Genomic DNA, 24334 nt, shown 5'->3' on the forward strand with positions numbered 1-24334 from the left:
TTTAGTTTGTTTTTAATTTGGGTATATGAAAATATTCGCGCACCTGAGCGACTTATCGCTCAAATCGTAGCCTAAATTAAGTCATTTAATTACTGGTTTGTTGCCTTTCAATTTCATTTAACGCGAGTATTTACACTCAATATGAACTCATATTCACTAAAGAAAAAAATCTTGCTATCGGTCGTTCTTGCCCTAGCCGTTATTATTTTATTGCTGTCGTGGAATAGCTATACCTCTCAAAAAGCGTTACTGCTAAAAAGCAGTATCGATAACGTAAGCCAATCTGGTAAGCAACAGGCTACGAGTATTGAAGATTGGCTAGCTAGTCGTCAGCAGATAATTAAATCGGTTGCGAATAAGGTTGAGGGCAACACGCTCAGCGCACTTCAGCAAGCAGCATTTTCAGGTGGCTTTCAGTTAACTTACTTTGGAGATAGTAGCGGAAAAATGACTGACTCTGATCCCAGTATTGATCGCACCGGCTACGATCCGCGCACTCGTCCATGGTATAAACAAGCACTGCTTCAAAGTAGCACCGTAATTACCAAACCTTATTTAGATACCGCGTTTAATCAGTTGGTTGTTTCTATTGCTAAAACCACGCAAAGCGGTGTGGTTGCCGGGGATTTATCGATTGAGGCCCTGGTTGATAGCGTCAATACAATGTCTTTGCCTGCAGATGGGTACGCCATTATGATGCATAAAGATGGCACTGTGATTGCCTACAAAGACGCTAGAAAAGTAATGGCAGATATTACGCGTATTGACTCGAAAATAAATCATCAATTAATTTTATCTAACAGTCAAAACGGTGAATTTACTTCTGTTTACTTTGAGAGTGAAGGCCGAGAGAAGCTAGTTTGGGGTGAAAACATTAACAATACAGATTGGCAGTTGTTGTTTGTATTGGATAAACAAACTTTAGAGGCTCCGCTTATTAGTTTATTGCTGACCCAATTAGTGCTGGTTGCAGTAGCACTTTTACTGAGTGTGTTGGCTATTTCATGGTTATTGGGTGTATTGCTCGCTCCTTTGAGCCGAGTGTCGCAAGCTTTATCAACAATTGCAGATGGTAACGGTGATTTAACCCAGCGTATAACTGTTGATACGCAAGATGAAGTTGGGGTTCTGGCTGATAGTTTTAATCGTTTTGTTAGCAGCCAACATGAACTGATCAGTCATATTCGTCAATTAGCTACTGACTTAGACTTTGATGCAGAGAAAAGCTTGATCACCAACCAAAGCAGTGTCAGTGAGTTGCAGCGTCAGCAACAAGAAGTGGCTATGGTTGCTACCGCGGTCACAGAAATGGCGAGTGCAACCCATGAAATTGCCGCTAATGCAGAAAACACTGCAACCGCATCGCAACAATCGGCACAAAGTAGCCGTGAAGGTAAGCTGTTAGTTGATAAAACCAGAAACACGATTAATTCACTTGCGGGCGAAATAGACCAAACTACCACAGTTATTGGTGAATTAAGTTTGCATGCTCAGGCTATATCGAGCATTTTAACTACCATTCAAGAAATTGCTGAGCAAACAAATCTCTTAGCGCTTAATGCTGCAATAGAGGCCGCACGCGCCGGTGAACAAGGCCGTGGTTTTGCTGTGGTTGCCGATGAGGTGCGTGTGCTCTCAAGAAGAACACAAAACTCTACAGCCGAAATTTATACCACTATAGAAACCTTACAAAACACCACTAAAAAAGCAGTGAGCTTGATGGACAGCAGTAAGGGCTATGCCAACAATAGTGTGGATGATGTAAATGCTGCCGCACACGCACTAGAAGAAATTACTTTGGCGGTAAATGAGATTTCTGATATGGCGGGTCAAATAGCGGTTGCAGCAGAAGAGCAAACGCAAGTGACCAATGAAATTACTAGAAATACGGTTGCTATTAAAGATGTAACCGATGAAATAACTACCTCAGCTACCGCGCATTTAAGCCAAGCCGAAGTATTAAAAGACAGAGCTACAGATCTAAATGCCAAGGTAGCGACATTTGTTTTATAAATACCATACTTATAATTGAGTTAAATTAACTGTTGGGGTAAGGCGTTTGCTTACTCCATCAGTTTAATGAAATGGCTTGTTGTTGGGCTATTTGTACATACTTACGTTCTACCAGCTGTGATACTGGTACCAGTTCAAATCCTTGCTCGATTAATTGCGGCAAAGCTTGGCGTAAAAAATCGATAGTTTCGGGGTAGGGGTGCGCTATTGCAATGGCAAACTGATATTTAGTTGCTTTTGACTTTAGCTCTTCTAACCTAAATTGTAGCTGCTCAGGGGTAGTTATATTATCTAAAAATACATGCCGACCAATATTTTCTACCCCCAAAAAGTTAGCTGCATTTTGCGCCTGGCTTAATTCGGTTGTTCGGCTATCGAGAAAATACAACTGCCGCTTTTTAAGTACTTCCATGGTCCACTTCATTGCTTGGCTTTGCTGAGTGAGTGCAGAACCCATATGATTATTAACCCCTTTAACTTGTGGCAAACTCGCCAGTGCATTACCGAGTGTTTGTTGAAGTTGTGCTTTATCCATATTTAAAGTAAGTGCCCCAGGGCCTAGCTTTTTACCATTTAAAGCTTGCATAGGCACATGCAACAGGAGCTCTTTATCTGACTGACTAGCAAGGGTTGCAAATATTTGAGAATAGGGGGTATGAGGCAAAATTGAATAAGACAATTGCCCAGGTAAACTTAGGAATTCTAGGTCACGTTGATGATAACCTATGTCATCGATCACTATGGCTATTTGTTTGGCTTTAACACCATGGGGTGTAGCAAATAGGATTAAAAAAAGCCCAGCTAACACCATTAAATTTATAATTTTCACGTTTTATAATTTTTATTATCTTTAAATAGTTTACCGTTTTTATTGCATGCTAAGTAGCTGTTTTGCTTTTACTAACTGGATATCGGCTAATTCTTCAGTGTTGAAAACGGTGTTTTGTTCTGATTGTTCATTTTTTATTATAACGGCTTTATTTGTTTGTGGAAGTGTTGTTTGATTAATCGCCACATTTGGAGTTACGCCAATCCCTTCAATAGACTCTCCCAGTGGTGTAAAGTAACGTGCGGTGGTTAGTTTTAAGGCGGTATCGCCGTCGCCTAATGGAATAAGTGATTGCACTGTTCCTTTACCAAACGACTGACTCCCTACTATTTTTGCACGTAGATTTTCTTTTAACGCTGCAGCCAGTATTTCTGCTGCTGAGGCTGAATTTTCATTAATCAGGACAACAATCGGAGCACCTTTCAAAATATCGCCGCGTTTAGCGTAAAAAGATTGATTCGAATCATAAAAGCGCCCTTTGGTCGTTACAATTAAGCCATCTTGAAGAAACAGGTCTGCTACCGCAACTGCACTGTTTAAAGTGCCTCCCGGGTTATCTCGTAAATCAATAATTAGGCCTTTTAATGAATGGCCATAATGGTTTTGCATGGCGGCTATTTGCAAGGCAACTTCATGCAAAGTGTGATTAGAAAAGTTATTAATAGCGATATAACCGCTACCTGAGTCAAGTAGTTGCTTAGTTACACTCGTTAGCTTAATTTGTTTTCTACTTAGATTAAATATTAGCGGTGTTTGAGTGTTATTACGGGTAATACTTAGCTGTACTTTACCGTTAGCACTGTCTTTGATGTATTGTGCAACTAAATCAATCGGACTATTTTCTACATAGTGCTGATTAACGGCAGTAATTATATCGCCTGAGCGAAGTCCTGCTTGTTTGGCTGGTGAATTATTAATTACTTTAACAATCGTGGTGCGTTGCTCGATGCTTTTTACTTCTATACCTAGGCCGGTATAGCGACCATTCGTGTTATTAAATAATGCATTTAGCTCATTTTTATCTAAATACTTAGAGTAGGCGTCGAGCTTAGAGTATAAGCGTTCAAATTGAGACGAGTTGTATTCAATATACTCACTGTTTTGCAGTGCTAAATCATCAACGTAGTAGGTGTGAATATTAAACAGTATTTCATTTATTTTTTGGCTTTCTAAGTCTTTAACCGAGCTTGCATAGGCTGTATTTATAAAGCCAAAAAACACTAATAAAACAAATAAGATAAAACAAAAGCAGGGTGCACGCTTTTTCACAGAGGTTTTTTGTTGGCAAATGTGTGTGTTTATCATAACTGCCTCTAACAGGATGCAGCTATTTTGATATTAAATACGCCTGCACCATTTTATGGGATTAACAGCACGTCCTTTATGACGTATTTCAAAGTATAGACCAGAATCGGCTTGTCCACCGCTTTGCCCAACTAATGCAACACTTTCACCTTCTCTGACCATATCACCCACGTCTTTTAGCAAGGTTTGTGCGTGTCCGTATAAGCTCATAAAACCTTGACCATGGTCAAGTACGATTACCCAGCCATAGCCTTTTAACCAGTCGGCAAATACTACTTGGCCATTATCAATGCTATTAACTGAAGTCCCTTCAGATGCAGAAATTAATACACCTTTCCAGTTTATTCCGCCGTGCTTACGTTGACCAAACCTATGCGCTAATTTTCCTTTGCTCGGCCAGTTTAATTTTCCTTTATTACGATTTAAGCCAAGTAGTTCAATTTTTGTAACTTTTTCTTCTTCTTCAAGTTCTTTGATAGTGGCGATCAGAGTTTGTTCGTTTTCTTCTAAATAGCTAATGGAATTTTTGGTTTTATTTAACTGCTTTTTTAGGTTTTGTAAGCTTGCTTGGCGCTCATTTTTAGCCCCAAGAAGTGCTGCTTGTCGTCTTTTTTGTTCTTCAAATAAAGCAACGAGCCTCTCTTTTGTTTTCGCAAGCTCAGCTTGATTTTTTGCAATCTCAACTTGCAGTGCTTTAAGATCATCAAGTTGCTTTATACGAGCTTTATTCAGGTAGTTATAGTAGCTAAGTGTGCGTTCAAATTTGGCGGTATCTTCTTGGTTAAGTAGCATTTTTGAATAGTCATCGCTACCTGCCATATAAGCACTTTTTAACTGTGCTGCTAAAATACGTTGAAATTGGGCTTGTTGTTTTTCAAGCTTTGCCGCGCGTTGTTGTTGCTCTGCTTGCTGTTGTTGTGTTTTTTTAACGGATTGCTCAGCCATATTAAGTGCTTTAGCGTTTTTCGCTATAGCGAGCTCATGTGTTTTTAGTTTTTGCTGCTGTTTAGCTATTTCTTTTTGCTGTTGTTGAAACTCAGCTTGGCTTTGCTCTAAAGCAACTTGTACTTGGGATAGGTCTTTTTTGGTACGATCTTCATTAGCCACTGCAACGCCAGTGGCTAATGAGTTTAGTACACATATACACGCAATGATGCGGCATGCGCTTTTATTCATAAATTATTTCAACACCATAATTGGCGAACCGGTCATTTCTGCAGGTTGTTCCAAACCCATTAAATGCAGCATAGTAGGTGCAACATCGCTCAAGGCTTTACCGGTATGCGCTTGTGCGTCACGACCTACATAAATAAAGGGTACTGGCTCGCTAGTATGTGCTGTGTGCGCTTGGCCTGTTTTAAGGTTTGCCATTTGCTCTGCATTACCATGATCAGCAGTTATTAGTGCTTCTCCACCATATTCTTTAAGGGCATCAACTACACGACCAATACAGCTATCTACTGCTTCACAGGCTTTTACTGCCGCTTCAAATACACCTGAGTGGCCGACCATATCGCCATTAGGGTAGTTACAAATAATGGCATCATACTTTCCACTTTTTATTGCTGCAACGAGTTTATCGGTAAGCATTTGTGAGTTCATTTCTGGCTGTAAATCATACGTTGCTACTTGAGGAGATGGGATCAGCTCGCGAGTTTCGCCGTCAAACTCATTTTCGCGTCCGCCACTAAAGAAAAAGGTAACGTGGGCATATTTTTCAGTTTCAGATATACGTAGCTGAGTTTTACCTTGTTTTTCAAACCATTCGCCAAGTACGTTATTAAGCGGCGTTGGGCCAAAAGCCACTGGCGCATCAATATCAGCAGCGTATTCAGTCATCATCACAAAGGCACTAAGCTCGGGCGATTTTTTCTTATTAAAGCCGTCAAAATCAGGTTCGACAAAGGCGCGAGTGATTTCGCGTGCGCGGTCTGCTCTAAAGTTGGCAAATATAATGGTGTCGCCATCATTTACTTTTACTGATTCGCTACCTTTTGGGGTAATAGTACTTGCTGCTACAAATTCGTCATTTTCATCGCGCTCATAAGCCGCGTTAAGTGCGTTTACGCCATCTTCATAATCAAAGTCGCTTTCACCTAGGGTGATTAAATTATACGCTTTTTCAACACGGTTCCAGCGGTTGTCTCTGTCCATGGCATAGTAACGACCAATTAATGAGGCTAAACGGCCACATTTAAGTTCGCTAAACAAGTCTTCAATACGCTCAATTGATGCTTTAGCACTGCGTGGGGGAGTATCTCTGCCATCTAAAAAGGCATGAAAGTACACCTCTTTAGCGCCGCGTTTTGCAGCCAATTGTATACTCGCCACAATATGATCTTCGTGACTATGAACGCCACCAGGGCTTAGCAGTCCCATAATATGAACGGCTTTGTTGGCATGAACAGCTTTATCAATGTTTTCAACCAGTGCAGGGGTTGTATCAAATTCGCCATCATCAATGGCTTTTGTGATGCGAGTAAAATCTTGATACACAATACGACCAGCACCTAAATTAACGTGGCCAACCTCAGAATTACCCATTTGACCACCAGGAAGACCCACATCTAAACCCGATGCTGAAATTAATGTATGAGGGCGAGTTGCCCAAAGCTCATCTAATACAGGGGTATTAGCAGCTAAAATGGCATTACTTTGCTCATCTTCTCTGTATCCCCAGCCATCTAAAATCATTAATACCAGTGGTTTTTTATGCTCTGTCATAGTCACTCCTATTAGGGTCTGTTGACCTTTGCGGATTAAAATTTGTTCAAACTAGGGGCGGTTTAATCGCGGCGCGAGGTTTGTAACCTAGTGGGCTAAGTCAAAACCGAGCAACAAAGAGTAAATCGCCCCTAGGCAGAACCCTTCGGGCAGCACCTGTTTGGCATTGATGCTGCGTTATCGCCTATTTATGGGGAATAACCACACCACATAGGCTCTGCCTTGCCTAAATACCAAACAGGCTGCTGCAAATTTAACCTTGAAAGATCAACAGACCCTAGCGTTGCTAAAATACACGCTAACATTAATGCCAACATGCCAAGCTTAAGCATACCGTGTTTTATAGCTAGGATCAGCAATGAAAAGAAGATATTAAAAATTTTCAATGAGCTCACTCTCTCAATTGAATATTTTAAAGGGTTAGGTTATTTTTCAGTTAAAAGAGCACTACATTGTGGCTTTCACGCGTGCTTAAACTCGCATTTTTAGCTGATTTGGGTATACTTGCGCGGCTAATCCCTATTTTATTCAAGTATTGAATAGGCTTGTGGGGTAAGTTAAGCCTATGTGTAGGTAAAACTCAGAGTAGCCTAGCAGTGCTCTAAATTGACTTATTGATGAGTGACTACTCATTGTGTAAGTGCAATAAATATGAATTAAATATCTAAAACACCTTGTTTTAGCATGTAACTTTATAGTGGAAGTCGAATGGATCAATATATTGAATTTGTCTCAAATCATCCAATTCTAAGCCTAGCTTGGGTTGCGATTGCGTTTCTTATTGTTAGTGGCGCAATAAAAAGTAAATTTTCAGCAATTCGTCAGATCAATCCTCAGCAGTTAACGTTACTTATTAACCGCGAAGACGGTCAGGTTGTTGATATGCGCGGGCAAAAAGAGTTTAAAACAGGTCATATTGCCGGTGCTGTGCACTTAAACCCAGAAAAAGCTAAAGAATCTGATTTCTCAACCCTTGAAAAGTATAAGAGCAAACCCATTATAGTGGTATGTGCTGCAGGCATGACTGCCTCAGGTGTTGCAACCGCAATGCATAAAGCAGGCTATGAACAGGTTTATGTTTTATCTGGCGGTATGGGTGCGTGGCAATCAGCAAGTCTGCCAACAACAAGCGGTCGCTAATATCTCTTAGCTAAACCGATTAAGGATTAATTATGAGTAACGTTGTTTTATACACCAAAGGATATTGTCCTTTTTGTCATCGCGCATTAGCGCTGTTAGACAGCAAAGGTGTAAAATACACAAACATTGATATTGGCGTTCAGCCAGAGCTTCGCGATGAAATGATCGCCAAAGCCGGTGGCGCAAGCACGGTTCCACAAATTTTTATCAACGATGAACACATCGGTGGCTGTGACGACATGATGGCACTAGAAGCACAAGGTCACCTTGACGCTAAGCTGAGTGCTTAATTTAATTAATTATAATAAATAACAGGTTAGGAATAACAATGAACGAACAAAATCAAAATGCAGCAGCAGAAGCTGATGCAGGCGCACAGTTTACTATTCAACGTATTTACACTAAAGATGTGTCGTTTGAAACGCCAAATTCACCAGCTATTTTTCAAAAAGAGTGGGCTCCAGAAGTAAAATTAGATTTAGATACACGTTCTAATAAGCTTGATGAAGGTGTATACGAAGTTGTTTTAGCATTAACTGTGACGGCATCTATTGGTGAAGAAACTGCGTTTTTGTGTGAAATTCAACAAGCAGGTATTTTTACTATTGCTGAAGTTGAAGAGATGCAATTAGCACATATGCTAGGTGCATTCTGTCCTAACGTGTTATTCCCATATGCACGTGAAGCGGTATCGAACTTAGTAAACCGTGGTACGTTTCCACAACTTAATCTTGCGCCAGTTAACTTTGACGCATTATTTGCACAGTACATGCAGCAACGCACAGCGCAAGCTGAGCAGGCTTCAGCAGACGCATAATTTATGAATACAGCAACATCAGCTGTTACTGTTTTAGGGGCGGGGTCATATGGCACCGCCCTTGCTATTTGTTTAGCCCGAAATGGTCACAAAGTGACTTTATGGGGGCGCAATAGCCAAGACGTTGCGACGCTTGCAGCTGAGCGAAAAAATCAACGTTACTTACCTGATATTCCTTTTCCTGACACCTTAACTCTTGAAGCCGATTTACAGCATGCAACAGCAGCTAGCGATATTGTTTTAGTTGTTGTGCCAAGTCATGCGTTTGCTGACACGTTAAAGCAAATTAAACCGGCTTTGCGCTCTGATGCAAAAATAGCGTGGGCTACTAAAGGGCTTGAGCCAGATACTGGGCGTTTATTGCAAGAAGTGGCAGTGCAAGAACTCGGTGAAGAAGTACCATTAGCAGTGCTTTCGGGGCCAACTTTTGCCAAAGAAATGGCTAAGGGCTCACCAACCGCTATTTCGGTGTCATCAACGTCATCAGCATTTGCGAAACAAATTGCCGATTTATTACATTGCGGTCGCTCGTTTAGAGTGTACAACAATGACGACTTTATTGGCATACAGCTTGGTGGTGCGGTTAAAAACGTAATTGCTATTGGTGCAGGGATTTCTGATGGTGTTGGCTTTGGTGCAAATGCACGTACCGCGCTTATTACCCGTGGTTTAGCAGAGTTATCGCGTTTGGGTTGTGCCCTAGGTGCAAAGCCAGAGACCTTTATGGGGATGGCTGGGTTAGGCGATTTAATTCTAACCTGTACCGATAATCAGTCGCGCAATCGCCGTTTTGGTTTAGCCTTAGGTCAAGGTGAAAGTGTTGATGATGCGATTGCATCAATCGGCCAAGTAGTTGAGGGATTTAGAAATACCAAAGAAGTGTATTTACTCGCGCAGCGTGCTGGTGTTGAAATGCCAATCACTGAGCAAATATACAAAGTACTTTATGAAAATAAAGACATGAAAGCAGCTGCTATGGCCTTATTAGGTCGTGAACAGAAATCAGAATAAAACGAACTGCTAGGTTTTAGGTGACAGGTATTTTGTTTACCTAAAACCTAAAACCTAAAACCTAAAACCTAAAACCTTATTGGGCGTTTGGAAAACCAAGCTGGCGCCAAGATTCATACACAAACACAGCGACCGCATTAGATAGATTCATACTGCGACTATCGGCTTGCATAGGAATACGCACGCGTTGCTCGTTTGGCAGTGCTTGAATCATATCATCAGGTAAGCCTCGGGTTTCTGGGCCGAATACTAAGCAATCACCCGCTTCATACTGTGCTTGGTGATGAAATTGACTACCTTTAGTGGTGCACGCATACACTTTTTTAGGCTGGCACTTTTCTAAGTAAGCTTCAAATGAAGCATGACGTTGCACATGACTAAATTCGTGATAATCAAGGCCAGCGCGTTTTACACGTTTGTCATCCCACTCAAACCCTAACGGTTCGATTAAATGCAGTGCATAGCCTGTATTGGCACATAAACGAATGATATTCCCGGTGTTAGGCGGAATTTCAGGTTGGTATAAAACAATATCCAGCACAATAAGCCCTATAAAATCTTTAATTTGACGGGCTCAGTATACACGAACAATGAATAAAAAATGATATACTGAAAACATTAAATACAGCATAAAACGGAAAGATACGTGCACAATCGCAGTTATGAATTTTGGGTCAAGGCCTCTAGCATCGTGACCATGGTCATGGTTAGCCTAATGATTGCGACCAAAGCATGGGCGTGGCTGGCGTCGGGTTCGGCGTCAATGCTTGGCTCATTAACCGACTCATTAATGGATATCACAGCGACACTAATGAGCTTTTTGGTTTTATCGTATGCACTGCGTCCTGCTGACGATGACCACCGATTTGGTCACGGTAAAGCGGAGGCGCTTGCAGGGTTAGGGCAAGCTGCCTTTATTGCAGGCTCGGGTTGTTTATTGGCGTTTCACGGTATTGAGCGACTCATTAACCCCGTAGAGCTGACACATTCATTATTAGGTGTTTGGGTAAGCATTTTTGCCATAGTGTGTACATTAGTGATTGTATTTGTGCAAAATAAAGTCGTGAAGCATACAGAATCAATCGCTATAAAAGCCGATTCTGTGCACTACAAAGGCGATTTAATTTTAAATGCAGCGGTGCTACTTGCCATTTTACTTGCTTATTATGGGGTGCTGTATGCTGACCCTTTGTTTGCGATAGGTGTGGCAGGGTATTTACTTTATAACAGCTGGGATATAGCAACAGAGAGTGCCTCACACTTAATGGATAAAGAGCTGCCCGATGAAGAAAAGCAAAGCATTTTTGAGATAGCGCGTAACCATGATGACGTTTATGGGGTGCACGGTATTCGCACTCGACAAGGCGGTAAAGTTAAGTTTATTCAGCTGCATTTAGAGCTTGATGACAATTTACCACTTATTCGTGCCCATAAAGTAGCAGATGAAGTAGAAGCCATGATAAGTGCTCGTTTTGAATCTGAGGTAGATATACTCATCCACCTCGATCCGCTTTCTGTTTTAGTGAATTCTAAAACTGCTCAAGAAGTAACAGACTCACAAAACTGATAAAAATTAGTTAATAGCGGCTTTCGAATTTCGTCACGTTCAAAAAGTAGCTCGTGTTTTGCATCTTCAAAACTCTCGATTTTTGCATGAGCATGCCTTTTTGCAAAACTATACTGCGCTTTGTTATTAACCACTGTATCGCTAGCTGCACTTGCTATAAACAATGGAATTGGTACGTTTAGATTATCAATCGACTTTAAGAATGATATCGTAGCTGCGAGCCAGCCAAATGTAACGCCACCTAATTGTATGTTAGGTTCTAATTGATAGGCTTGCCTAAAGTAGGTGTAACGCTCCTCGCTGCTAGTAAGTACGTTTTCTGTAAATGGGATTGGGTTGTAGTTGCCTTGTCCAAATGCATAGCAAGAGTGTAAACCAAGCCAAGTGGCTAAGTTAACAATAAATTGCGTTGGTATTTTTGGTACGTCTTTTGTAAAAATATCAAACATAGGCGCAGACAAAAACACACCTTTATAGCTGTTTTCAAAATTAGCTAAATAATCAACTGCTATCGCGCTACCCATTGAATGAGCCAGCATGATTTTTTTACCTTGCCAATGCTTTGAAACTATTTGCTGATCAAAGTTATTAAGGTCATTGCTGTAGTTATTATAATGTTTTACAAAGCCTTTATGCTTATTTTTAAGATGCCTGTAAGAGCGCCCCTGACCTTGGTGATCCATAATAAACACAGCAAAATTATTACAGTATAGCTCCCATATCAGTTCTTTATACTTTTCTAGGCCCTCAACACGCCCCGTACTTATCACTACTGCAGTGGTAGCATTGTTAGGGATTGCGTATGCGTAAAATAACTTTCCTGCAGGTGTATCTAAGTAGCTTTTAGTTAAATGTGAAGTATAAAAAACACTAATGGCCTCTTGATTACTCTCAAGCTGGGCTTCTGAACTATAAAACATGCTTTACTCTTTGATTAACGGCAAGGTTATATTAGCACACAAGCCACCTTGTTCTTTATTCGATAAGACTAAATTTCCGCCATGCGCTATTACCGCATTTTTTGCAATGGCTAACCCTAACCCCGTACCCCCGCTGATGCGGTCCCGGGCATCTGATTGCCTAAAAAACGGTTCACACAACTTATCAAGTTGCGCTTTAGGTACGCCTGGACCATCATCACATATTTGTATGTATATGGTATCACTGTGTTTTAAGCTGATACTAATAGTATGTTGTGCATATTTAATGGCATTGCGCAGAATGTTCTCTAAGGCACTGGCAATCAACATTTCGTCGCACTCTATATTTACTTCAACATTACCGTATACAACTAGGGTTTTATTGTGCTGTTTTGCTTCAAACTGAGCATCGTTAATCAGATGGTCAACAATCACTTTCAGTGACTGTGTTTGCAGCGATAAAGGTTGGCTATTAGCTTCTAAGCGCGATACCTGCAATACATCGGCTATCATTTTATCTAGTTGATTAGCTTCTTTTTCAATACGCAATAAATACGATTGGCTTGCTTCACTTGCCTGCATTTGTGCCAACCCCGTAGCCATTTTTAAACGGGTTAGCGGAGAGCGTAATTCATGGGATATATCGGCTAATAAACGCTTTTGAGCGCTGAGTAGCTGCTCAAGTTGATCAGCCATACGGTTAAAGTCGCGTCCTAAAACTCCAAGTTCATCTTTTCGCTGACTATTTATCGCCGCACGCGCACTTAAATCACCGTTTGAAAGCTTGATTGCTGCTTGTTTTAAGCTATTTATAGGGGCAATTAAGTTACGACTAAATAAGAAACTTAATGTAAGTGAGGCGATAATTGCAATGGAAATTTTTAACCAAACGGGTAATAATCTTAAGCGAATAAAGAGTGGTCGCTGCTGATTGATATCGATTTCATATAACTCAAATTCCCCTTCAGGAACCCGAATGCGTACAGGGCCAAAAGCTTGGTAATATTCAGTAAAAATAACCTGTGGCGACATGCCCTTACTAAAGTTAAGTAAGCTTAAATCAATATTGTTCTCAACATTTTTACTGATCAACACTTCATCGCTATTTTGCGAATTTAAATAAAGTAACTTACGTTTAGTTAAACGCGGATGAGTAATAATATCATTAATAGAGCGCTTGTGTTTATGTGCGCTACGCTCAATACCTCGTGCCAAATATTCTAGGTTTTTTTGCATCGGCCCTTGTAGTGGATCATGGCTAATAGCGTTTATTAGTGAAATATTACTTAAGAAAAAGAGCGCTGTAAAAGTGCCTATAATCGTCAGCCAAAACCACGTAAAGACCTTAAAAAATAAATAATACCGTGGGTGGCGAAGCCAACTAAAACGCAGAGGTTTATTCTCCTTGGATGAAGACATAACCCGTTCCCCTCATTGTTTTAATTTTATCGCCCTCAATATGCTCGGCTATTTTTTTACGAATATTACTCACATGCATATCTATAGAACGGTCGAAAGATGCTAAGCGTCTGCCTAATACATCTTCGCTTATTTGCTCTTTGCTAATTACATCAGGCGCGTGTTTTATCAATAAAGCGAGTATTTCGTATTCGGTGCCCGTTAGTGTGAGGGGGCTGTTATTAATACTGGCCTCTCGCGCAGCAAAATTAATAGTAATACCATTTAAAGAGAGCTTTTTATTAGTGTTATTGCTTACACTATTTATATGTTCAATGCGGCGAGTAATTGCTTTTACGCGGGCAAGGAGTTCTCTGTGATTAAACGGCTTTGGTATGTAGTCGTCAGCGCCGAGCTCTAAACCAAAAATACGGTCAAAGTCTTCTCCTTTAGCGGTCAACATAATCACTGGTGTTAATTTACTTTGCCTGAGTTGCTTCAGCACTTCAAAGCCATCTATAGAGGGCAGCATAACGTCTAGTAATATAAGCGCGTAATCGTTTTGCAAGGCAAGCTCTAAGCCTTGTTGACCATCATGTGAGGTTTGAACGCTAAAGCCCTGTGCACTTAGGTATTCGCTTAATAATTCGCATAAACCGGTATCATCATCAATCATTAATAGTTTCATATATAAAGCCTTACGCGCTGTTTATGGTTTTATTTTACGCGTTTAATGTATCAATAGTTAGTCTTTACATAACCTTTACACTGCTTTGCGTTACTTTGCATTGAGCCAGTTATAGTGAACACACTGGTTAGCAGCCAACAACCAACCCAATATAAAGGTGATGATTATGACTAAAGTAAACACGCTATCAAAATTAGTACTTATATGTGGCTTAACAGCTGCAACGCTCAGTGCGGGCAGCGCATTCGCAAAAGGCGATGGCTATAAACAAGAACACTCTCAAGCGCGCTTTTTACTCTCTGAGCGAGCAGCAGATAAGCTGGCACTTACGCAAGATCAACAAACACAACTAAAAGCGATTTTTACAGCGCAAAAAACGCAAATTAAAGCGCTAAGAAGCCAAGACAAAGACGTGCGCAAGGCACAGCGTCAAGCCTATAAAGCACAAATGGATGCATTATTGTCAGCGCCAAATTTTGACGAAAATGCAGCGAAAGAGTTATTAACCGCACGCCAAGATAAGAAACAGCAATTGGGGTTAATTAAATTAAAAACCCAGCATCAAGTAATGCAATTGCTTAACGCTGAGCAAAAAGAAAAGTTAGCTAAAATACAGCAGCGAATGAATAAAAAACATCGCAAACATAGAGCATAACGTTTTAACGCAAAGTAAAAAGCCAGCTAAATGCTGGCTTTTTTATATTACACGAGTGATTATTTGAAAAAGTCATCTTCATTTTTTGCCATCATTGCTTCAATGTCTTCAATCATGTCTTGATTGAATTCATCTGCAGAGGTGATGGGTGCTGAAATTTTATTATTTTCAAACGACCACTCACCTAAGTCAATAAGTTGGCAACGCTTTGAACAAAAAGGGCGGTGCGGACTTTGTGCTGACCATTCTACTTTTATTTTGCAGGTTGGGCAGTTAACCATAGTTGGCATAATTTACTCTCAAATTGATATAGGCTTAGCCGCTCAATTTATCGTTAAGCAACTAAGCACTTTATTTAAAAACTAGTAACACGGTTTATCTCAGCCAGAGAGGTAACACCCTCTGCTGCTTTTCGAAGACCTGATAAGCGTATGTTATTAAACCCTGCTTTAAGTGATACTTCGGCAATTTCTAGTGAGTTACCCCCACGCATAATAATTTGCGCAATTTCTGGAGTAACTTTCATAACTTCGTAAATACCAACACGGCCTTTGAAGCCATCTGTACAGTTTTCACAGCCTTTAGGGGCATATAAAACCATATCCTGTATTTGCTGTTCACTAAAGCCTTGGCGCATAAGTTCTTCACGGGGTAATTGCTCTGGCGTTTTACATTTAGAGCATAACCTTCGGGCTAAACGCTGGGCGATTATCAAGCTGATTGAACTGGCCACATTATACGCGGGTACGCCCATATTTAACAAACGAGTAATCGTTTCTGGTGCTGAGTTAGTATGTAATGTAGATAACACTAAATGACCGGTTTGCGCCGCCTTAATAGATATTTCAGCAGTTTCTAAATCACGTATTTCACCGACCATTACTACATCGGGATCTTGGCGTAAAAATGCCCGCAAAGCGTTAGCAAAGGTCATGTCGGCTTTAGTGTTTATTTGTACTTGGTTAATCCCTTCGAGGTTAATTTCTACCGGATCTTCGGCGGTACTAATATTTCGCTCGGGCTGATTTAGTATATTTAAGCCCGTATACAGGGATACGGTTTTACCTGAGCCAGTTGGACCGGTAACTAAAATCATCCCTTGTGGTTGCTCTAATGCATCGAGGTAGAGTTTTTTCTGCTCAGGTTCATAACCTAAAACATCAATACCTAACATGGCACTTGATGAATCGAGGATACGCATTACAATTTTTTCGCCCCACAAAGTGGGCATAGTACTAACACGAAAATCAATACTTTTACGTTCTGTCACTTTGAGTTTTATGCGGCCATCTTGTGGCTTACGTTTTTCAGCGATATCAAGGCGCGACATAACTTTTATACGGGCAGATAGCTTACTGGCTAAGGTATTTGGCGGGCTGGCTACCTCATGCAAAATTCCGTCGATACGAAAGCGAATACGGTATTTATGTTCATAAGGTTCAAAGTGAAGATCCGAAGCGCCTTTTTTTATTGCGTCCATTAAAATTTTATTAATGTAGACAATAATAGGGGCGTCGTCTTTGTCATCGTCTTTAGGTGTATGATCTTTTTGTGGCTCAGAATCTAGTTCAGCAAACTCTTTAAATTCATCCTCACTTAAATTAAGGCTACCTGCAGCATCCAATAGTTGCTCAATTTTATGGTCAAGCTGTAGGTAGTCAACCACCACCACTTCACACGATAAACCGGTGCTAAATTCAAAGTTTTCAAAAGCGCCGTAATCGGTAGGATCTGAGGCGGCAATATATACTTTTCTGCCTTTTTGTACCAAAGGTAAAATATGATGCTTGCGGATCAGCTTTTCTTTAACTAGCTCGGCAGGAATTTGTGCAACATTAAAATCTTTTAAATCAAAAAAAGGCACTCTAAACAAATCAATACATTGCTCAGCTAAATCGTTGCTATCTATTTTTCCGCATTTAGAAATAAGTTCTGCGGTTGACGCAAAGTCTTGCTGCCTGGCTTTTACGGTATCGGTATCAACCCGGCCGAGGGTAATAAATTTTCTTAGTAACGGTGAGTTAATATTCATTGCGCACCTGATTTAATCCTTCTTTACTCAGCAATTTATCAGAAAAAAGAAAGGAATACATTAATCGTACCAATGCAGCAGATAATTTACCGATAAAAATATCAGTTTATTGCGCTGTGATTGGGTCAGTCACTCTATATTGTAGACTTTGCTTGCTGTAAATAATAATTATGTAGCTTAAGTAAGTCTTGTTTTACATCGTTTAAATCGCGGTTATTATTTAAAATATCATCCGCTTTTTGTTGTTTATGCTCACGAGACATTTGTGCGTCAATAATTTGTTTTGCTTGTTCAGAGCTTATATTGTCACGTTTTGTGGTGCGGGTAATTTGTATTTCTACTGGTACATCAATCAGCAAGGTGCGATTACAGTAGCGATCAAGCCCATTTTCAAATAATAACGGGGCAACTAAAACCACATAGTCGCTTTGCGCGTTTTTTAAGTCTGTGAGTAGTTTAGTGCGTATTAAAGGGTGCAACAGCGCATTGAGCCATATTTTTTGTTCAGGATTACTAAAAATACGCGATCGTAGTTCGCCACGGTTTAATGAGCCATGTTCATCGAGTATGTCAGTGCCAAAATGCTCAACAATAGCTTTTAGACCATCAGTACCAGATTCAACTACTTGGCGAGCCACAATATCAGCATCAACAATAGTAATGCCTTGTGCTGCCAACATATCGCTAACTGCGGTTTTACCACAGCCAATCCCGCCGGTTAGTCCCAATACCCAGTTATTTTTTTGATGTTGTGTATTGCTCATAGTTAGTAGCCAATAAAGTTAAAATAGCTGTTTTGCAGTTGTGTGCCCCATAGCATAGTGATCCAACCGGCTATTGCTAAGTAAGGGCCAAAAGGAATGGGCGTTGCTTTGTCTTTACCTTGAATACTCAGTAGAGCAATGCCAATTACAGCGCCAACTACGCTTGAGAGCAAAATAATGGTCAATAACGATTGCCAGCCCAGCAGTGCGCCAAATACGGCTAGTAATTTAAAGTCGCCATAGCCCATGCCTTCTTTGCCGGTTATTAATTTAAACAACCAAAACACACTCCATAAGCTTAAATAGCCAAATGCTGCGCCAATAATGGCATCGCTAGGGGCAATGGTATAACCCATAACTGAGGCGATTAACGCTAACCATAAAAGTGGCAAAGTAAGCTGGTCCGGCAGTAGCATGTGATCAATATCAATAAAAGTCAGTGCTACCAACGCCCAAGTAATTGCAATGTACAATAAAGCCTGCTCTGTTGCGCCAAAGGTGTAGGCAACCACTAAACTTAAAATAGCGGTAATGGCTTCAACGAGAGGGTAACGTACTGATATTGGGTTGTTACAGGTCGCGCATTTACCTTTTAAAAATAACCAACTAATAATGGGGATATTTTGCCACGGTTTAATCGCCGCTTTGCACTTTGGGCAACATGAATTGGGTTTAACTAAGTTAAACGTGTCAGTAGCTTGTGAAGTGGTTTGTTCAGTCTTTGGGCTGGTTAGTTCATCGGCTAATAATAGGCGGCATTCAGTTTGCCATTCTTTTTGCATCATTAGTGGCAAGCGATATATCACCACATTTAAAAAGCTACCTATACATAAACTTACTAGGCCAACCGTGGTCAAGTAAAACCATAGGTTAACCTGCATCGAGTTGCTGATATCAATAAAAAGACTTTGCATTTATTTTACCTAAAACTAAATTCTGTGTTGATAATACAGTGGTTTTACATAAGTGCAAAATTAGGTTCGAGGTTTGGGCAACGGGCTACGAGATGCGTGGAACCACCGCGTTTTAATTGTTCTGTAGGCGGATCTTTATGTCGCGCAAGGTCATTATTCACAAAGAGGTTAAGAGACGCTTCGCTTTTAGAGGTAGTTAAGTTAAGGTTAATGGGCTGCGAGCTGCGGGCCTCGAACCCCGCGCCTAAAACCTGTCTAAATAACTGAACCTAGTTGGAATATAGGTAAGTACATGGCCACAATTAAGCCACCCACTAGCACGCCGAGTACCGCCATTATTAATGGCTCTAATAGGCTAGATAGGCCATCTACGGCGTCATCCACCTCTTGCTCATAAATAGTGGCCACTTTAGCCAGCATGCCATCAAGCGATCCTGACTCTTCACCAATGGCGACCATTTGTACCACCATATCGGGGAATATTTTTGAATTACGCATCGCCCAGTTCATTTGATTACCTGAGCTTACCTCAGCTTTTATTTCTAAAATAGCATAACGATAAACCGCATTACCTGAGGCACCGGCTGCAGAATCAAGCGCATCTACCAGCGGTACACCGGCAGCAAAAGTGGTCGATAAAGTACGGGCATAACGTGCCACGGCAGCTTTATTTAAAATCATACCAACAACCGGAAGCTTCAATATGGCGCGGTCGGTGGCATCGCGCAGTTTTAAACTTCTTAAATGTACTTCTTTAAATATATAACCGAATGCCACAACGCCAATTAGGGCTATCCACCAGTTGGCTTGCATAAATTCTGAAATACCAATCACAAATAAAGTAAAAGCAGGCAGTTCTGCACCAAAGCCTGCAAAAATATCCTGAAATTGCGGTACTACAAAAATTAACAAAATAGAGGTAACAATGAATGCCACAACTAAAACTGCTGCTGGATAAAACATGGCTTTTTTAATTTTTGATTTTAGCGCTTCTGACTTTTCTTTATAAAGCGCAACGCGATCAAATATTTTATCAAGCGAGCCCGACTGCTCGCCTGATGCTACTAAATCGCAATATAAATCATCAAAATAACGGGGGTGTTTTCTCAGTGCCATTGATAAGGGTTGACCAGCTTTCACTTCATCACCAATAACGGCCATTAATTTACTCACACTTTTGTTGGTGGAACCAGAACCTATCATTTCTATGGATTGTATCAACGGTACACCTGCCATCAGCATGGTAGCTATTTGCCGAGTTACTAAGGCAATATCTTTTGGGGTGATTTTTTGTATGCTTTGTAGGCCAAATAAAGGCTTGGCTTTGCGTTTAACCTTTGAAGGAGTAATACCTTGTTTTCGTAGCTGGGCTTTAACTAGTGCGATACTAGAGCCGGACAATTCGCCTTCAAGTTTTTTGCCGCGGGCACTGACACCAACCCATTGGAATATGTCTAGGTTTGATTTTTCTAATTTTTTAGACATAAAACTGCTCGTAAATAATTCTTAATATCAAGTAAGATTGATACGGCGATATGCATCGCCGTATCTTTAGGTGGTTAATTTACATCGCAGTTTATACCACGGCCGGCAGTTGTGCCTGAACAGCCAGTACCAGTCATAACCCATTTGATTGTTCCGTTAGTAACTGTGGGTGTTATAAGCAAAGCCATTTTTGCCCCTGCTGATGTTGTTCCTGTCGTTGTTAAAGTAATCACTCCATCTGTAGTACTAACACTGTCTACGAAATTTATAGTTGCCCCGTTATCCGCTGCAATATTGGCTGGGATATCTTCAGAGCCTCCATCACAATCACCTAAAGAACCATTCATTTGGCTACACATTGCTACTGCCGTTTTGTAAGATGCAATCCCTGCAAGAGCTGAGCTAACCTTAGTTCTTTGAGTATAATCTTGATATTGTGGCAGTGCTACTGCTGCTAAAATACCGATGATTGCTACTACAATCATTAATTCAATTAGGGTGAAACCCTTTTGGTTTTGTTGTGTCATTGTTTGCATGTTTCCTCTCCTAAAGGATAATGTTGTGGTAAGCCAAACGGGTATAAGTTTATAAATTGTAACTTATGTGTTTACTTAACCTGTTACTACAAAAATAAAATCATTTTTTGCCAAGTTGCGTTTTAGTACTATTGGTAGTTTTTACTTTAAAGTGGCTAACTTAAAGTGATTGCCTCAAAGTTATGACCTAAAGTTAACGCACTTCACGGCGGTTATTTGTTACTCGTCCCTTATTTGAGTATAAACCTAACTATTAAAAGCTAGTTATAACCCGTGTAAGTTACAAGTTAATTATAAAAATAAACTCTGTCGCTTATTTTTACCCTGTCCCTTATAAATGCTTCTTCATTCTTTTTAACTAATTAAGTATTTAAAACTAGTCAGTATGAATGAGTCTAACACTGTTTATTGCGCTTTTGTATGTAAAAACACTATAAAAAACGCATTAATTTAATAACTTGTTACAAATAATCCTTTTGAATTATTTAATGCCCTTTTTTAAAAGCTGTCAATCAATTAGCGCAAGAATATATAAATCAAATTTTACATTATTTACTCAAATCGCATCGATAAATCGATTGATTGTAAATTTTTTGTAAGCGCTCCACTTGAGATAAAGTCGACCCCAGCTTGCGAGTAGGCTTTTAGTGTATCTAGGGTCATATTGCCCGACACTTCTAACTTAGCGCGCTTATTTGTAATGCTAACCGCTTGGCGTATTTGCTCTGGGTTAAAGTTATCTAACATTATGATGTCGGCGCCAGCGTTAATGGCTTGCTCTAGCTCATCAAACGATTCAACCTCAACCTCTATAGGTTTATCGGCATGATTTAGCTTAGCTTGAGTAACCGCGTTATTAATTCCTCCACAAGCAGCTATGTGGTTTTCTTTAATTAAAAATGCATCAAACAAACCAATTCGGTGGTTTGCACCGCCACCACACTTAACTGCGTATTTTTGCAATGCTCTTAGCCCAGGTATGGTTTTACGAGTATCGAGTAGTTGCGTGCTAGTACCACTTAGCTCTTTTACATAATGCGCTGTAGTGGTGGCTGTGCCAGAAAGCGTTTGTACAAAATTAAGTGCAGTTCGCTCAGCCGTTAAAATAGCGCGAGCAGAGCCTGAGGCGGTAAATAGGGTGCTATTGGCACTTACAAAGTCGCCATCGTTAACGCATATGTTTACAACCACGCTTGGGTCGACTTGTTTGAACACTTCAATGATTAGATCTTTACCACAAAAAATGCAGTCTTCACGGGTGATCACTTTCGCATTGGCTTGCTCTGCTTGAGGAATAAGCTGTGCGGTAATATCGCCTTGTTCTGCGCTTTGATAATTTAGGTCTTCATCCAGTGCTAAAGTAACAAGTTGGCTAATTAAGGTGTGCGAAATAGACATGAAAAAGCTCATAGTAGATAATAAATTAACTAAATTTTACTCTGTTTAATTACTAATTAGAAGCAGCTAACAACTAAACTAAAAAGCCAGCGCTTAAATAACGCGTTAATCATATTTTATCGTTTAGTATTACGCTATCTTTATGGGATTAAATCTATTAGCATCTTGATATACATCAATTTTGGTTGATTAACCTGAGCGCTGCGAGCTACGGGTAACGGGATGCGGGTAACGGGATGCGGGTAACGGGCTACATAAGTTTTAAATGAATAGTATGAAAATAGATTCTTTAGGCGTTATAAATAATATTAGCCAGCGGGCGTGTAGCCACTTTGACGAGCGACCTGCTCACAGTGATATCTCGCTGTTGGTTATTCATAATATTTCATTACCCGCTGGGCAATTTAACACTTCTTACGTTGATGACTTATTTATGGGGTGTATTGATTGTAATGCGCACCCTAACTTTAGTGACCTAGAAGGGCTTAGAGTATCAGCGCATTGTTTTATTAAGCGCTGCGGCGAGATTATACAGTACGTGCCTTTTGAAAAACGTGCATGGCATGCGGGGCGTTCCTGCTTTGCTGGACAACAAAATTGTAATGATTTTAGTATAGGTATAGAGCTCGAGGGCACAGATACAACTAATTATACCGATGCGCAATATCAAAGTTTAGCCACATTGGCGCAAGCTATAATGCAGCGCTACCCAAAAATAACAGCCAGTAATATAGTAGGGCATTGCGATATAGCCCCTGGGCGAAAAACCGACCCTGGGGTCAGTTTTAACTGGCGTAAGTTTTTTAACCTAATTAAATAACAAGGGTCTGTTGACCTTTCAAGGTTAAATTTGCAGCAGTCTGTTTGGTATTTAGGCAAGGCAGCGCTTATGTGGTGTGGTTATTCCCCATAAATAGGCGATAACGTAGCATCAATGCCAAACAGGCGCTGCCCTTCGGGTTCTGCCTAGGGACGATTTACTCTTTGTTGCTCGGTTTTGACTTAGCCCACTAGGTTACAAACCTCGCGCCGCGATTAAATCGCCCCTAGTTTGAACAAATTATAATCCGCAAAGGTCAACAGACCCTAAATTAAGCGAGTAACAACATGATTTTGGTTTCAATAATAATAGCACTGATACTTGAGCGTTTAGGTGCTCGCTCTGCGCATTGGCAAATGAGTTATTACGCTAATGGCTACTTAACTCGCTCTGTTAATTTATTGACCAATAAAGGTTTATTTGGCACAGCAACAGGTTTTTTAATTTGGCTATTACTGCCTGTGATTGCTGTTGGGTGTGTGTATTTTTTATCTGACTTTGTACTTTGGCAGCTTGTTTTTAATGTGGCGGTGTTACTCGTTTGTTTTGGTTGTGCTAAGCAACGCGCTTTGTATAAGTCGTATTTAAATGCACTGACCCGAGGGGATCAAACTGCAGCTACCTTATACGCTTTGCAATTAGGGCAAAAACGCACAGAGGAGCAACAAGGCGGCGAAACCTTAGGGCAAACGCTGGCTTGGGTTAACTTTCGATTTTATTGTGCGGTTATATTTTGGTTTGTGGTATTGGGGGTTGCTGGTGCTGTTTTTTATGCATTAGTACGTACCTTTGCAGACTTAGTCAGTGATAACCGCGATGAAGTGATTGCCAAACACTTTAAGCTCATTCACCGTTTGTTGTTTTGGCTAGACTGGTTACCAGCGCGTATTACTAGTTTTGGTTATTTAGTGATTGGCAACTTTAACAAAGGCACGAGTTGTTGGCTGCGCTACGTGTTTGATTTTTCAAGCCCTAACCGTAAGGTGGTTACTTATACTGCATTAGCCGCCGAGCAAGTTGAAGAGCGCTATTATGGTTGCACCTTTGAGGCCACCTGCATGATCAAACTGGTTAAGCGAAATGTACTGTTTTATTTAGTATTGATTGCCTTAATGACTTTATTTGGTGGTTTAAGTTAAAGAGCAGGGGTTAGGTTCTAGGTATTAGTTGGCGGGCTACGAGCAATGAGCAACGGGGAACGGGCTTAAAACCTTTGATCTTTAACCTAGACCCTAAATATGCGGGAGGTAAACTCTCGATTACAATAAAATAAAGGTATGTTTGTATGAGGCGCTACGTTTTATCCTACTGCCGAACC

The 24334-nt window shown here is 40.5% G+C and carries 25 protein-coding genes; 9 read left to right on the forward strand and 16 right to left on the reverse strand.

Annotated elements, in window-relative coordinates; all coding sequences use genetic code 11:
- The first annotated feature begins 141 nt into the window (after positions 1-141).
- Complete coding sequence (locus QL989_RS04785; RefSeq protein WP_290168658.1) at positions 142-2013, forward strand: methyl-accepting chemotaxis protein; 1872 nt, start codon at positions 142-144, stop codon at positions 2011-2013.
- Between the two features lie 58 nt (positions 2014-2071).
- Here the strand turns inward: QL989_RS04785 and QL989_RS04790 are convergent, their stop codons facing one another.
- The 5 genes from QL989_RS04790 to QL989_RS04810 all read right to left on the reverse strand — a co-directional run bounded on the left by QL989_RS04790 (position 2072) and on the right by QL989_RS04810 (position 7257).
- A complete protein-coding gene (locus QL989_RS04790) occupies positions 2072-2824 on the reverse strand; it encodes a divergent polysaccharide deacetylase family protein (protein ID WP_138571133.1) in 753 nt (250 codons plus the stop codon).
- A 57-nt stretch (positions 2825-2881) separates the two neighbouring features.
- Positions 2882-4147, reverse strand: coding sequence for a S41 family peptidase (locus QL989_RS04795; protein ID WP_290168660.1), 1266 nt, complete (start codon positions 4145-4147; stop codon positions 2882-2884).
- Between the two features lie 33 nt (positions 4148-4180).
- The gene (locus tag QL989_RS04800) at positions 4181-5323 is read right to left on the reverse strand and encodes a peptidoglycan DD-metalloendopeptidase family protein (protein WP_010391825.1); all 1143 of its coding nucleotides are present in this window, start codon (positions 5321-5323) and stop codon (positions 4181-4183) included.
- A 3-nt stretch (positions 5324-5326) separates the two neighbouring features.
- On the reverse strand, positions 5327-6871 hold the full coding sequence (gpmM, locus tag QL989_RS04805) for a 2,3-bisphosphoglycerate-independent phosphoglycerate mutase (protein ID WP_290168662.1): 1545 nt from the start codon (positions 6869-6871) through the stop codon (positions 5327-5329).
- A gap of 188 nt (positions 6872-7059) precedes the next feature.
- Positions 7060-7257: a hypothetical protein gene (locus tag QL989_RS04810; protein WP_139336331.1), complete on the reverse strand. Its 198-nt coding sequence runs from the start codon at positions 7255-7257 to the stop codon at positions 7060-7062.
- Between the two features lie 322 nt (positions 7258-7579).
- On the opposite strand from QL989_RS04810, the gene QL989_RS04815 reads away from it, so the two are divergent.
- From QL989_RS04815 to gpsA, 4 genes are read left to right on the forward strand one after another with little or no spacing between them, the layout of a single operon-like run.
- A complete protein-coding gene (locus QL989_RS04815; RefSeq protein ID WP_010391832.1) occupies positions 7580-8011 on the forward strand; it encodes a rhodanese-like domain-containing protein in 432 nt (143 codons plus the stop codon).
- A 32-nt stretch (positions 8012-8043) separates the two neighbouring features.
- Positions 8044-8301 carry a glutaredoxin 3 gene (gene grxC / locus QL989_RS04820; protein WP_016899746.1) on the forward strand — a complete coding sequence of 86 codons (258 nt, stop codon included), beginning with the start codon at positions 8044-8046 and terminating at the stop codon, positions 8299-8301.
- A gap of 38 nt (positions 8302-8339) precedes the next feature.
- Entirely contained in the window at positions 8340-8828 is a 489-nt protein-coding gene (secB, locus tag QL989_RS04825; protein ID WP_010391837.1) for a protein-export chaperone SecB, read from the forward strand.
- A 3-nt stretch (positions 8829-8831) separates the two neighbouring features.
- Complete coding sequence (gpsA, locus tag QL989_RS04830; protein WP_055012423.1) at positions 8832-9839, forward strand: NAD(P)H-dependent glycerol-3-phosphate dehydrogenase; 1008 nt, start codon at positions 8832-8834, stop codon at positions 9837-9839.
- Between the two features lie 76 nt (positions 9840-9915).
- Here the strand turns inward: gpsA and trmL are convergent, their stop codons facing one another.
- Positions 9916-10380, reverse strand: coding sequence for a tRNA (uridine(34)/cytosine(34)/5-carboxymethylaminomethyluridine(34)-2'-O)-methyltransferase TrmL (gene trmL / locus QL989_RS04835; RefSeq protein ID WP_010391841.1), 465 nt, complete (start codon positions 10378-10380; stop codon positions 9916-9918).
- Between the two features lie 156 nt (positions 10381-10536).
- Here trmL and QL989_RS04840 point away from each other — a divergent pair, with 156 nt between their 5' ends.
- A complete protein-coding gene (locus QL989_RS04840) occupies positions 10537-11406 on the forward strand; it encodes a cation diffusion facilitator family transporter (RefSeq protein ID WP_109874088.1) in 870 nt (289 codons plus the stop codon).
- On the opposite strand, the gene QL989_RS04845 is transcribed toward QL989_RS04840, so the two are convergent.
- Genes QL989_RS04845 through QL989_RS04855 form a run of 3 tightly spaced genes read right to left on the reverse strand, consistent with a single transcriptional unit; the run spans position 11379 to position 14412 of the window.
- On the reverse strand, positions 11379-12326 hold the full coding sequence (locus QL989_RS04845) for an alpha/beta fold hydrolase (protein ID WP_109874089.1): 948 nt from the start codon (positions 12324-12326) through the stop codon (positions 11379-11381). The genes QL989_RS04840 and QL989_RS04845 overlap by 28 nt on opposite strands.
- Positions 12327-12329: 3 nt before the next feature.
- Entirely contained in the window at positions 12330-13745 is a 1416-nt protein-coding gene (locus tag QL989_RS04850; RefSeq protein WP_138765430.1) for an ATP-binding protein, read from the reverse strand.
- Positions 13723-14412 carry a response regulator gene (locus QL989_RS04855; protein ID WP_075169871.1) on the reverse strand — a complete coding sequence of 230 codons (690 nt, stop codon included), beginning with the start codon at positions 14410-14412 and terminating at the stop codon, positions 13723-13725. Before QL989_RS04855 ends, QL989_RS04850 begins: the two co-directional genes overlap by 23 nt.
- A gap of 166 nt (positions 14413-14578) precedes the next feature.
- On the opposite strand from QL989_RS04855, the gene QL989_RS04860 reads away from it, so the two are divergent.
- Entirely contained in the window at positions 14579-15067 is a 489-nt protein-coding gene (locus tag QL989_RS04860) for a Spy/CpxP family protein refolding chaperone (RefSeq protein WP_109874092.1), read from the forward strand.
- 59 nt (positions 15068-15126) lie between these two features.
- Here the strand turns inward: QL989_RS04860 and yacG are convergent, their stop codons facing one another.
- The 7 genes from yacG to nadC all read right to left on the reverse strand — a co-directional run bounded on the left by yacG (position 15127) and on the right by nadC (position 22196).
- Positions 15127-15357 (reverse strand): DNA gyrase inhibitor YacG, encoded by a 231-nt coding sequence (gene yacG, locus QL989_RS04865; protein WP_010391853.1) that lies wholly within the window; start codon positions 15355-15357, stop codon positions 15127-15129.
- Between the two features lie 65 nt (positions 15358-15422).
- A complete protein-coding gene (pilB, locus tag QL989_RS04870) occupies positions 15423-17099 on the reverse strand; it encodes a type IV-A pilus assembly ATPase PilB (protein WP_290168678.1) in 1677 nt (558 codons plus the stop codon).
- 134 nt (positions 17100-17233) lie between these two features.
- Positions 17234-17863: a dephospho-CoA kinase gene (gene coaE, locus QL989_RS04875; RefSeq protein ID WP_290168680.1), complete on the reverse strand. Its 630-nt coding sequence runs from the start codon at positions 17861-17863 to the stop codon at positions 17234-17236.
- Positions 17864-17865: 2 nt separating this feature from the next.
- The gene (locus tag QL989_RS04880; RefSeq protein ID WP_290168683.1) at positions 17866-18777 is read right to left on the reverse strand and encodes an A24 family peptidase; all 912 of its coding nucleotides are present in this window, start codon (positions 18775-18777) and stop codon (positions 17866-17868) included.
- A gap of 255 nt (positions 18778-19032) precedes the next feature.
- Positions 19033-20262 (reverse strand): type II secretion system F family protein, encoded by a 1230-nt coding sequence (locus QL989_RS04885; RefSeq protein ID WP_290168685.1) that lies wholly within the window; start codon positions 20260-20262, stop codon positions 19033-19035.
- 74 nt (positions 20263-20336) lie between these two features.
- Positions 20337-20798 (reverse strand): prepilin-type N-terminal cleavage/methylation domain-containing protein, encoded by a 462-nt coding sequence (locus QL989_RS04890; RefSeq protein ID WP_290168686.1) that lies wholly within the window; start codon positions 20796-20798, stop codon positions 20337-20339.
- A gap of 552 nt (positions 20799-21350) precedes the next feature.
- Entirely contained in the window at positions 21351-22196 is an 846-nt protein-coding gene (gene nadC / locus QL989_RS04895; RefSeq protein ID WP_290168688.1) for a carboxylating nicotinate-nucleotide diphosphorylase, read from the reverse strand.
- A 274-nt stretch (positions 22197-22470) separates the two neighbouring features.
- Between nadC and ampD the strand changes: the two genes are divergently transcribed.
- Both ampD and ampE read left to right on the forward strand, forming a co-directional pair.
- Complete coding sequence (gene ampD, locus QL989_RS04900) at positions 22471-23016, forward strand: 1,6-anhydro-N-acetylmuramyl-L-alanine amidase AmpD (protein WP_290168690.1); 546 nt, start codon at positions 22471-22473, stop codon at positions 23014-23016.
- Between the two features lie 287 nt (positions 23017-23303).
- On the forward strand, positions 23304-24155 hold the full coding sequence (gene ampE / locus QL989_RS04905) for a beta-lactamase regulator AmpE (RefSeq protein ID WP_290168692.1): 852 nt from the start codon (positions 23304-23306) through the stop codon (positions 24153-24155).
- Positions 24156-24334: the final 179 nt, after the last annotated feature.

This window comes from Pseudoalteromonas sp. APC 3224, from assembly GCF_030407535.1.
Taxonomy (GTDB): Bacteria; Pseudomonadota; Gammaproteobacteria; order Enterobacterales; family Alteromonadaceae; genus Pseudoalteromonas.

Bases quoted from the DNA above. Each gene is read 5' to 3' on its own strand.
- QL989_RS04785 (WP_290168658.1), top strand. From the start codon at position 142: ATGAACTCATATTCACTAAAGAAAAAAATCTTGCTATCGGTCGTTCTT.
- QL989_RS04790 (WP_138571133.1), bottom strand. From the start codon at position 2,824: ATGGTGTTAGCTGGGCTTTTTTTAATCCTATTTGCTACACCCCATGGT.
- QL989_RS04795 (WP_290168660.1), bottom strand. From the start codon at position 4,147: ATGATAAACACACACATTTGCCAACAAAAAACCTCTGTGAAAAAGCGT.
- QL989_RS04800 (WP_010391825.1), bottom strand. From the start codon at position 5,323: ATGAATAAAAGCGCATGCCGCATCATTGCGTGTATATGTGTACTAAAC.
- gpmM (WP_290168662.1), bottom strand. From the start codon at position 6,871: ATGACAGAGCATAAAAAACCACTGGTATTAATGATTTTAGATGGCTGG.
- QL989_RS04815 (WP_010391832.1), top strand. From the start codon at position 7,580: ATGGATCAATATATTGAATTTGTCTCAAATCATCCAATTCTAAGCCTA.
- grxC (WP_016899746.1), top strand. From the start codon at position 8,044: ATGAGTAACGTTGTTTTATACACCAAAGGATATTGTCCTTTTTGTCAT.
- secB (WP_010391837.1), top strand. From the start codon at position 8,340: ATGAACGAACAAAATCAAAATGCAGCAGCAGAAGCTGATGCAGGCGCA.
- gpsA (WP_055012423.1), top strand. From the start codon at position 8,832: ATGAATACAGCAACATCAGCTGTTACTGTTTTAGGGGCGGGGTCATAT.
- QL989_RS04840 (WP_109874088.1), top strand. From the start codon at position 10,537: ATGGTCATGGTTAGCCTAATGATTGCGACCAAAGCATGGGCGTGGCTG.
- QL989_RS04845 (WP_109874089.1), bottom strand. From the start codon at position 12,326: ATGTTTTATAGTTCAGAAGCCCAGCTTGAGAGTAATCAAGAGGCCATT.
- QL989_RS04850 (WP_138765430.1), bottom strand. From the start codon at position 13,745: ATGTCTTCATCCAAGGAGAATAAACCTCTGCGTTTTAGTTGGCTTCGC.
- QL989_RS04855 (WP_075169871.1), bottom strand. From the start codon at position 14,412: ATGAAACTATTAATGATTGATGATGATACCGGTTTATGCGAATTATTA.
- QL989_RS04860 (WP_109874092.1), top strand. From the start codon at position 14,579: ATGACTAAAGTAAACACGCTATCAAAATTAGTACTTATATGTGGCTTA.
- yacG (WP_010391853.1), bottom strand. From the start codon at position 15,357: ATGCCAACTATGGTTAACTGCCCAACCTGCAAAATAAAAGTAGAATGG.
- pilB (WP_290168678.1), bottom strand. From the start codon at position 17,099: ATGAATATTAACTCACCGTTACTAAGAAAATTTATTACCCTCGGCCGG.
- coaE (WP_290168680.1), bottom strand. From the start codon at position 17,863: ATGAGCAATACACAACATCAAAAAAATAACTGGGTATTGGGACTAACC.
- QL989_RS04880 (WP_290168683.1), bottom strand. From the start codon at position 18,777: ATGCAAAGTCTTTTTATTGATATCAGCAACTCGATGCAGGTTAACCTA.
- QL989_RS04885 (WP_290168685.1), bottom strand. From the start codon at position 20,262: ATGTCTAAAAAATTAGAAAAATCAAACCTAGACATATTCCAATGGGTT.
- QL989_RS04890 (WP_290168686.1), bottom strand. From the start codon at position 20,798: ATGCAAACAATGACACAACAAAACCAAAAGGGTTTCACCCTAATTGAA.
- nadC (WP_290168688.1), bottom strand. From the start codon at position 22,196: ATGTCTATTTCGCACACCTTAATTAGCCAACTTGTTACTTTAGCACTG.
- ampD (WP_290168690.1), top strand. From the start codon at position 22,471: ATGAAAATAGATTCTTTAGGCGTTATAAATAATATTAGCCAGCGGGCG.
- ampE (WP_290168692.1), top strand. From the start codon at position 23,304: ATGATTTTGGTTTCAATAATAATAGCACTGATACTTGAGCGTTTAGGT.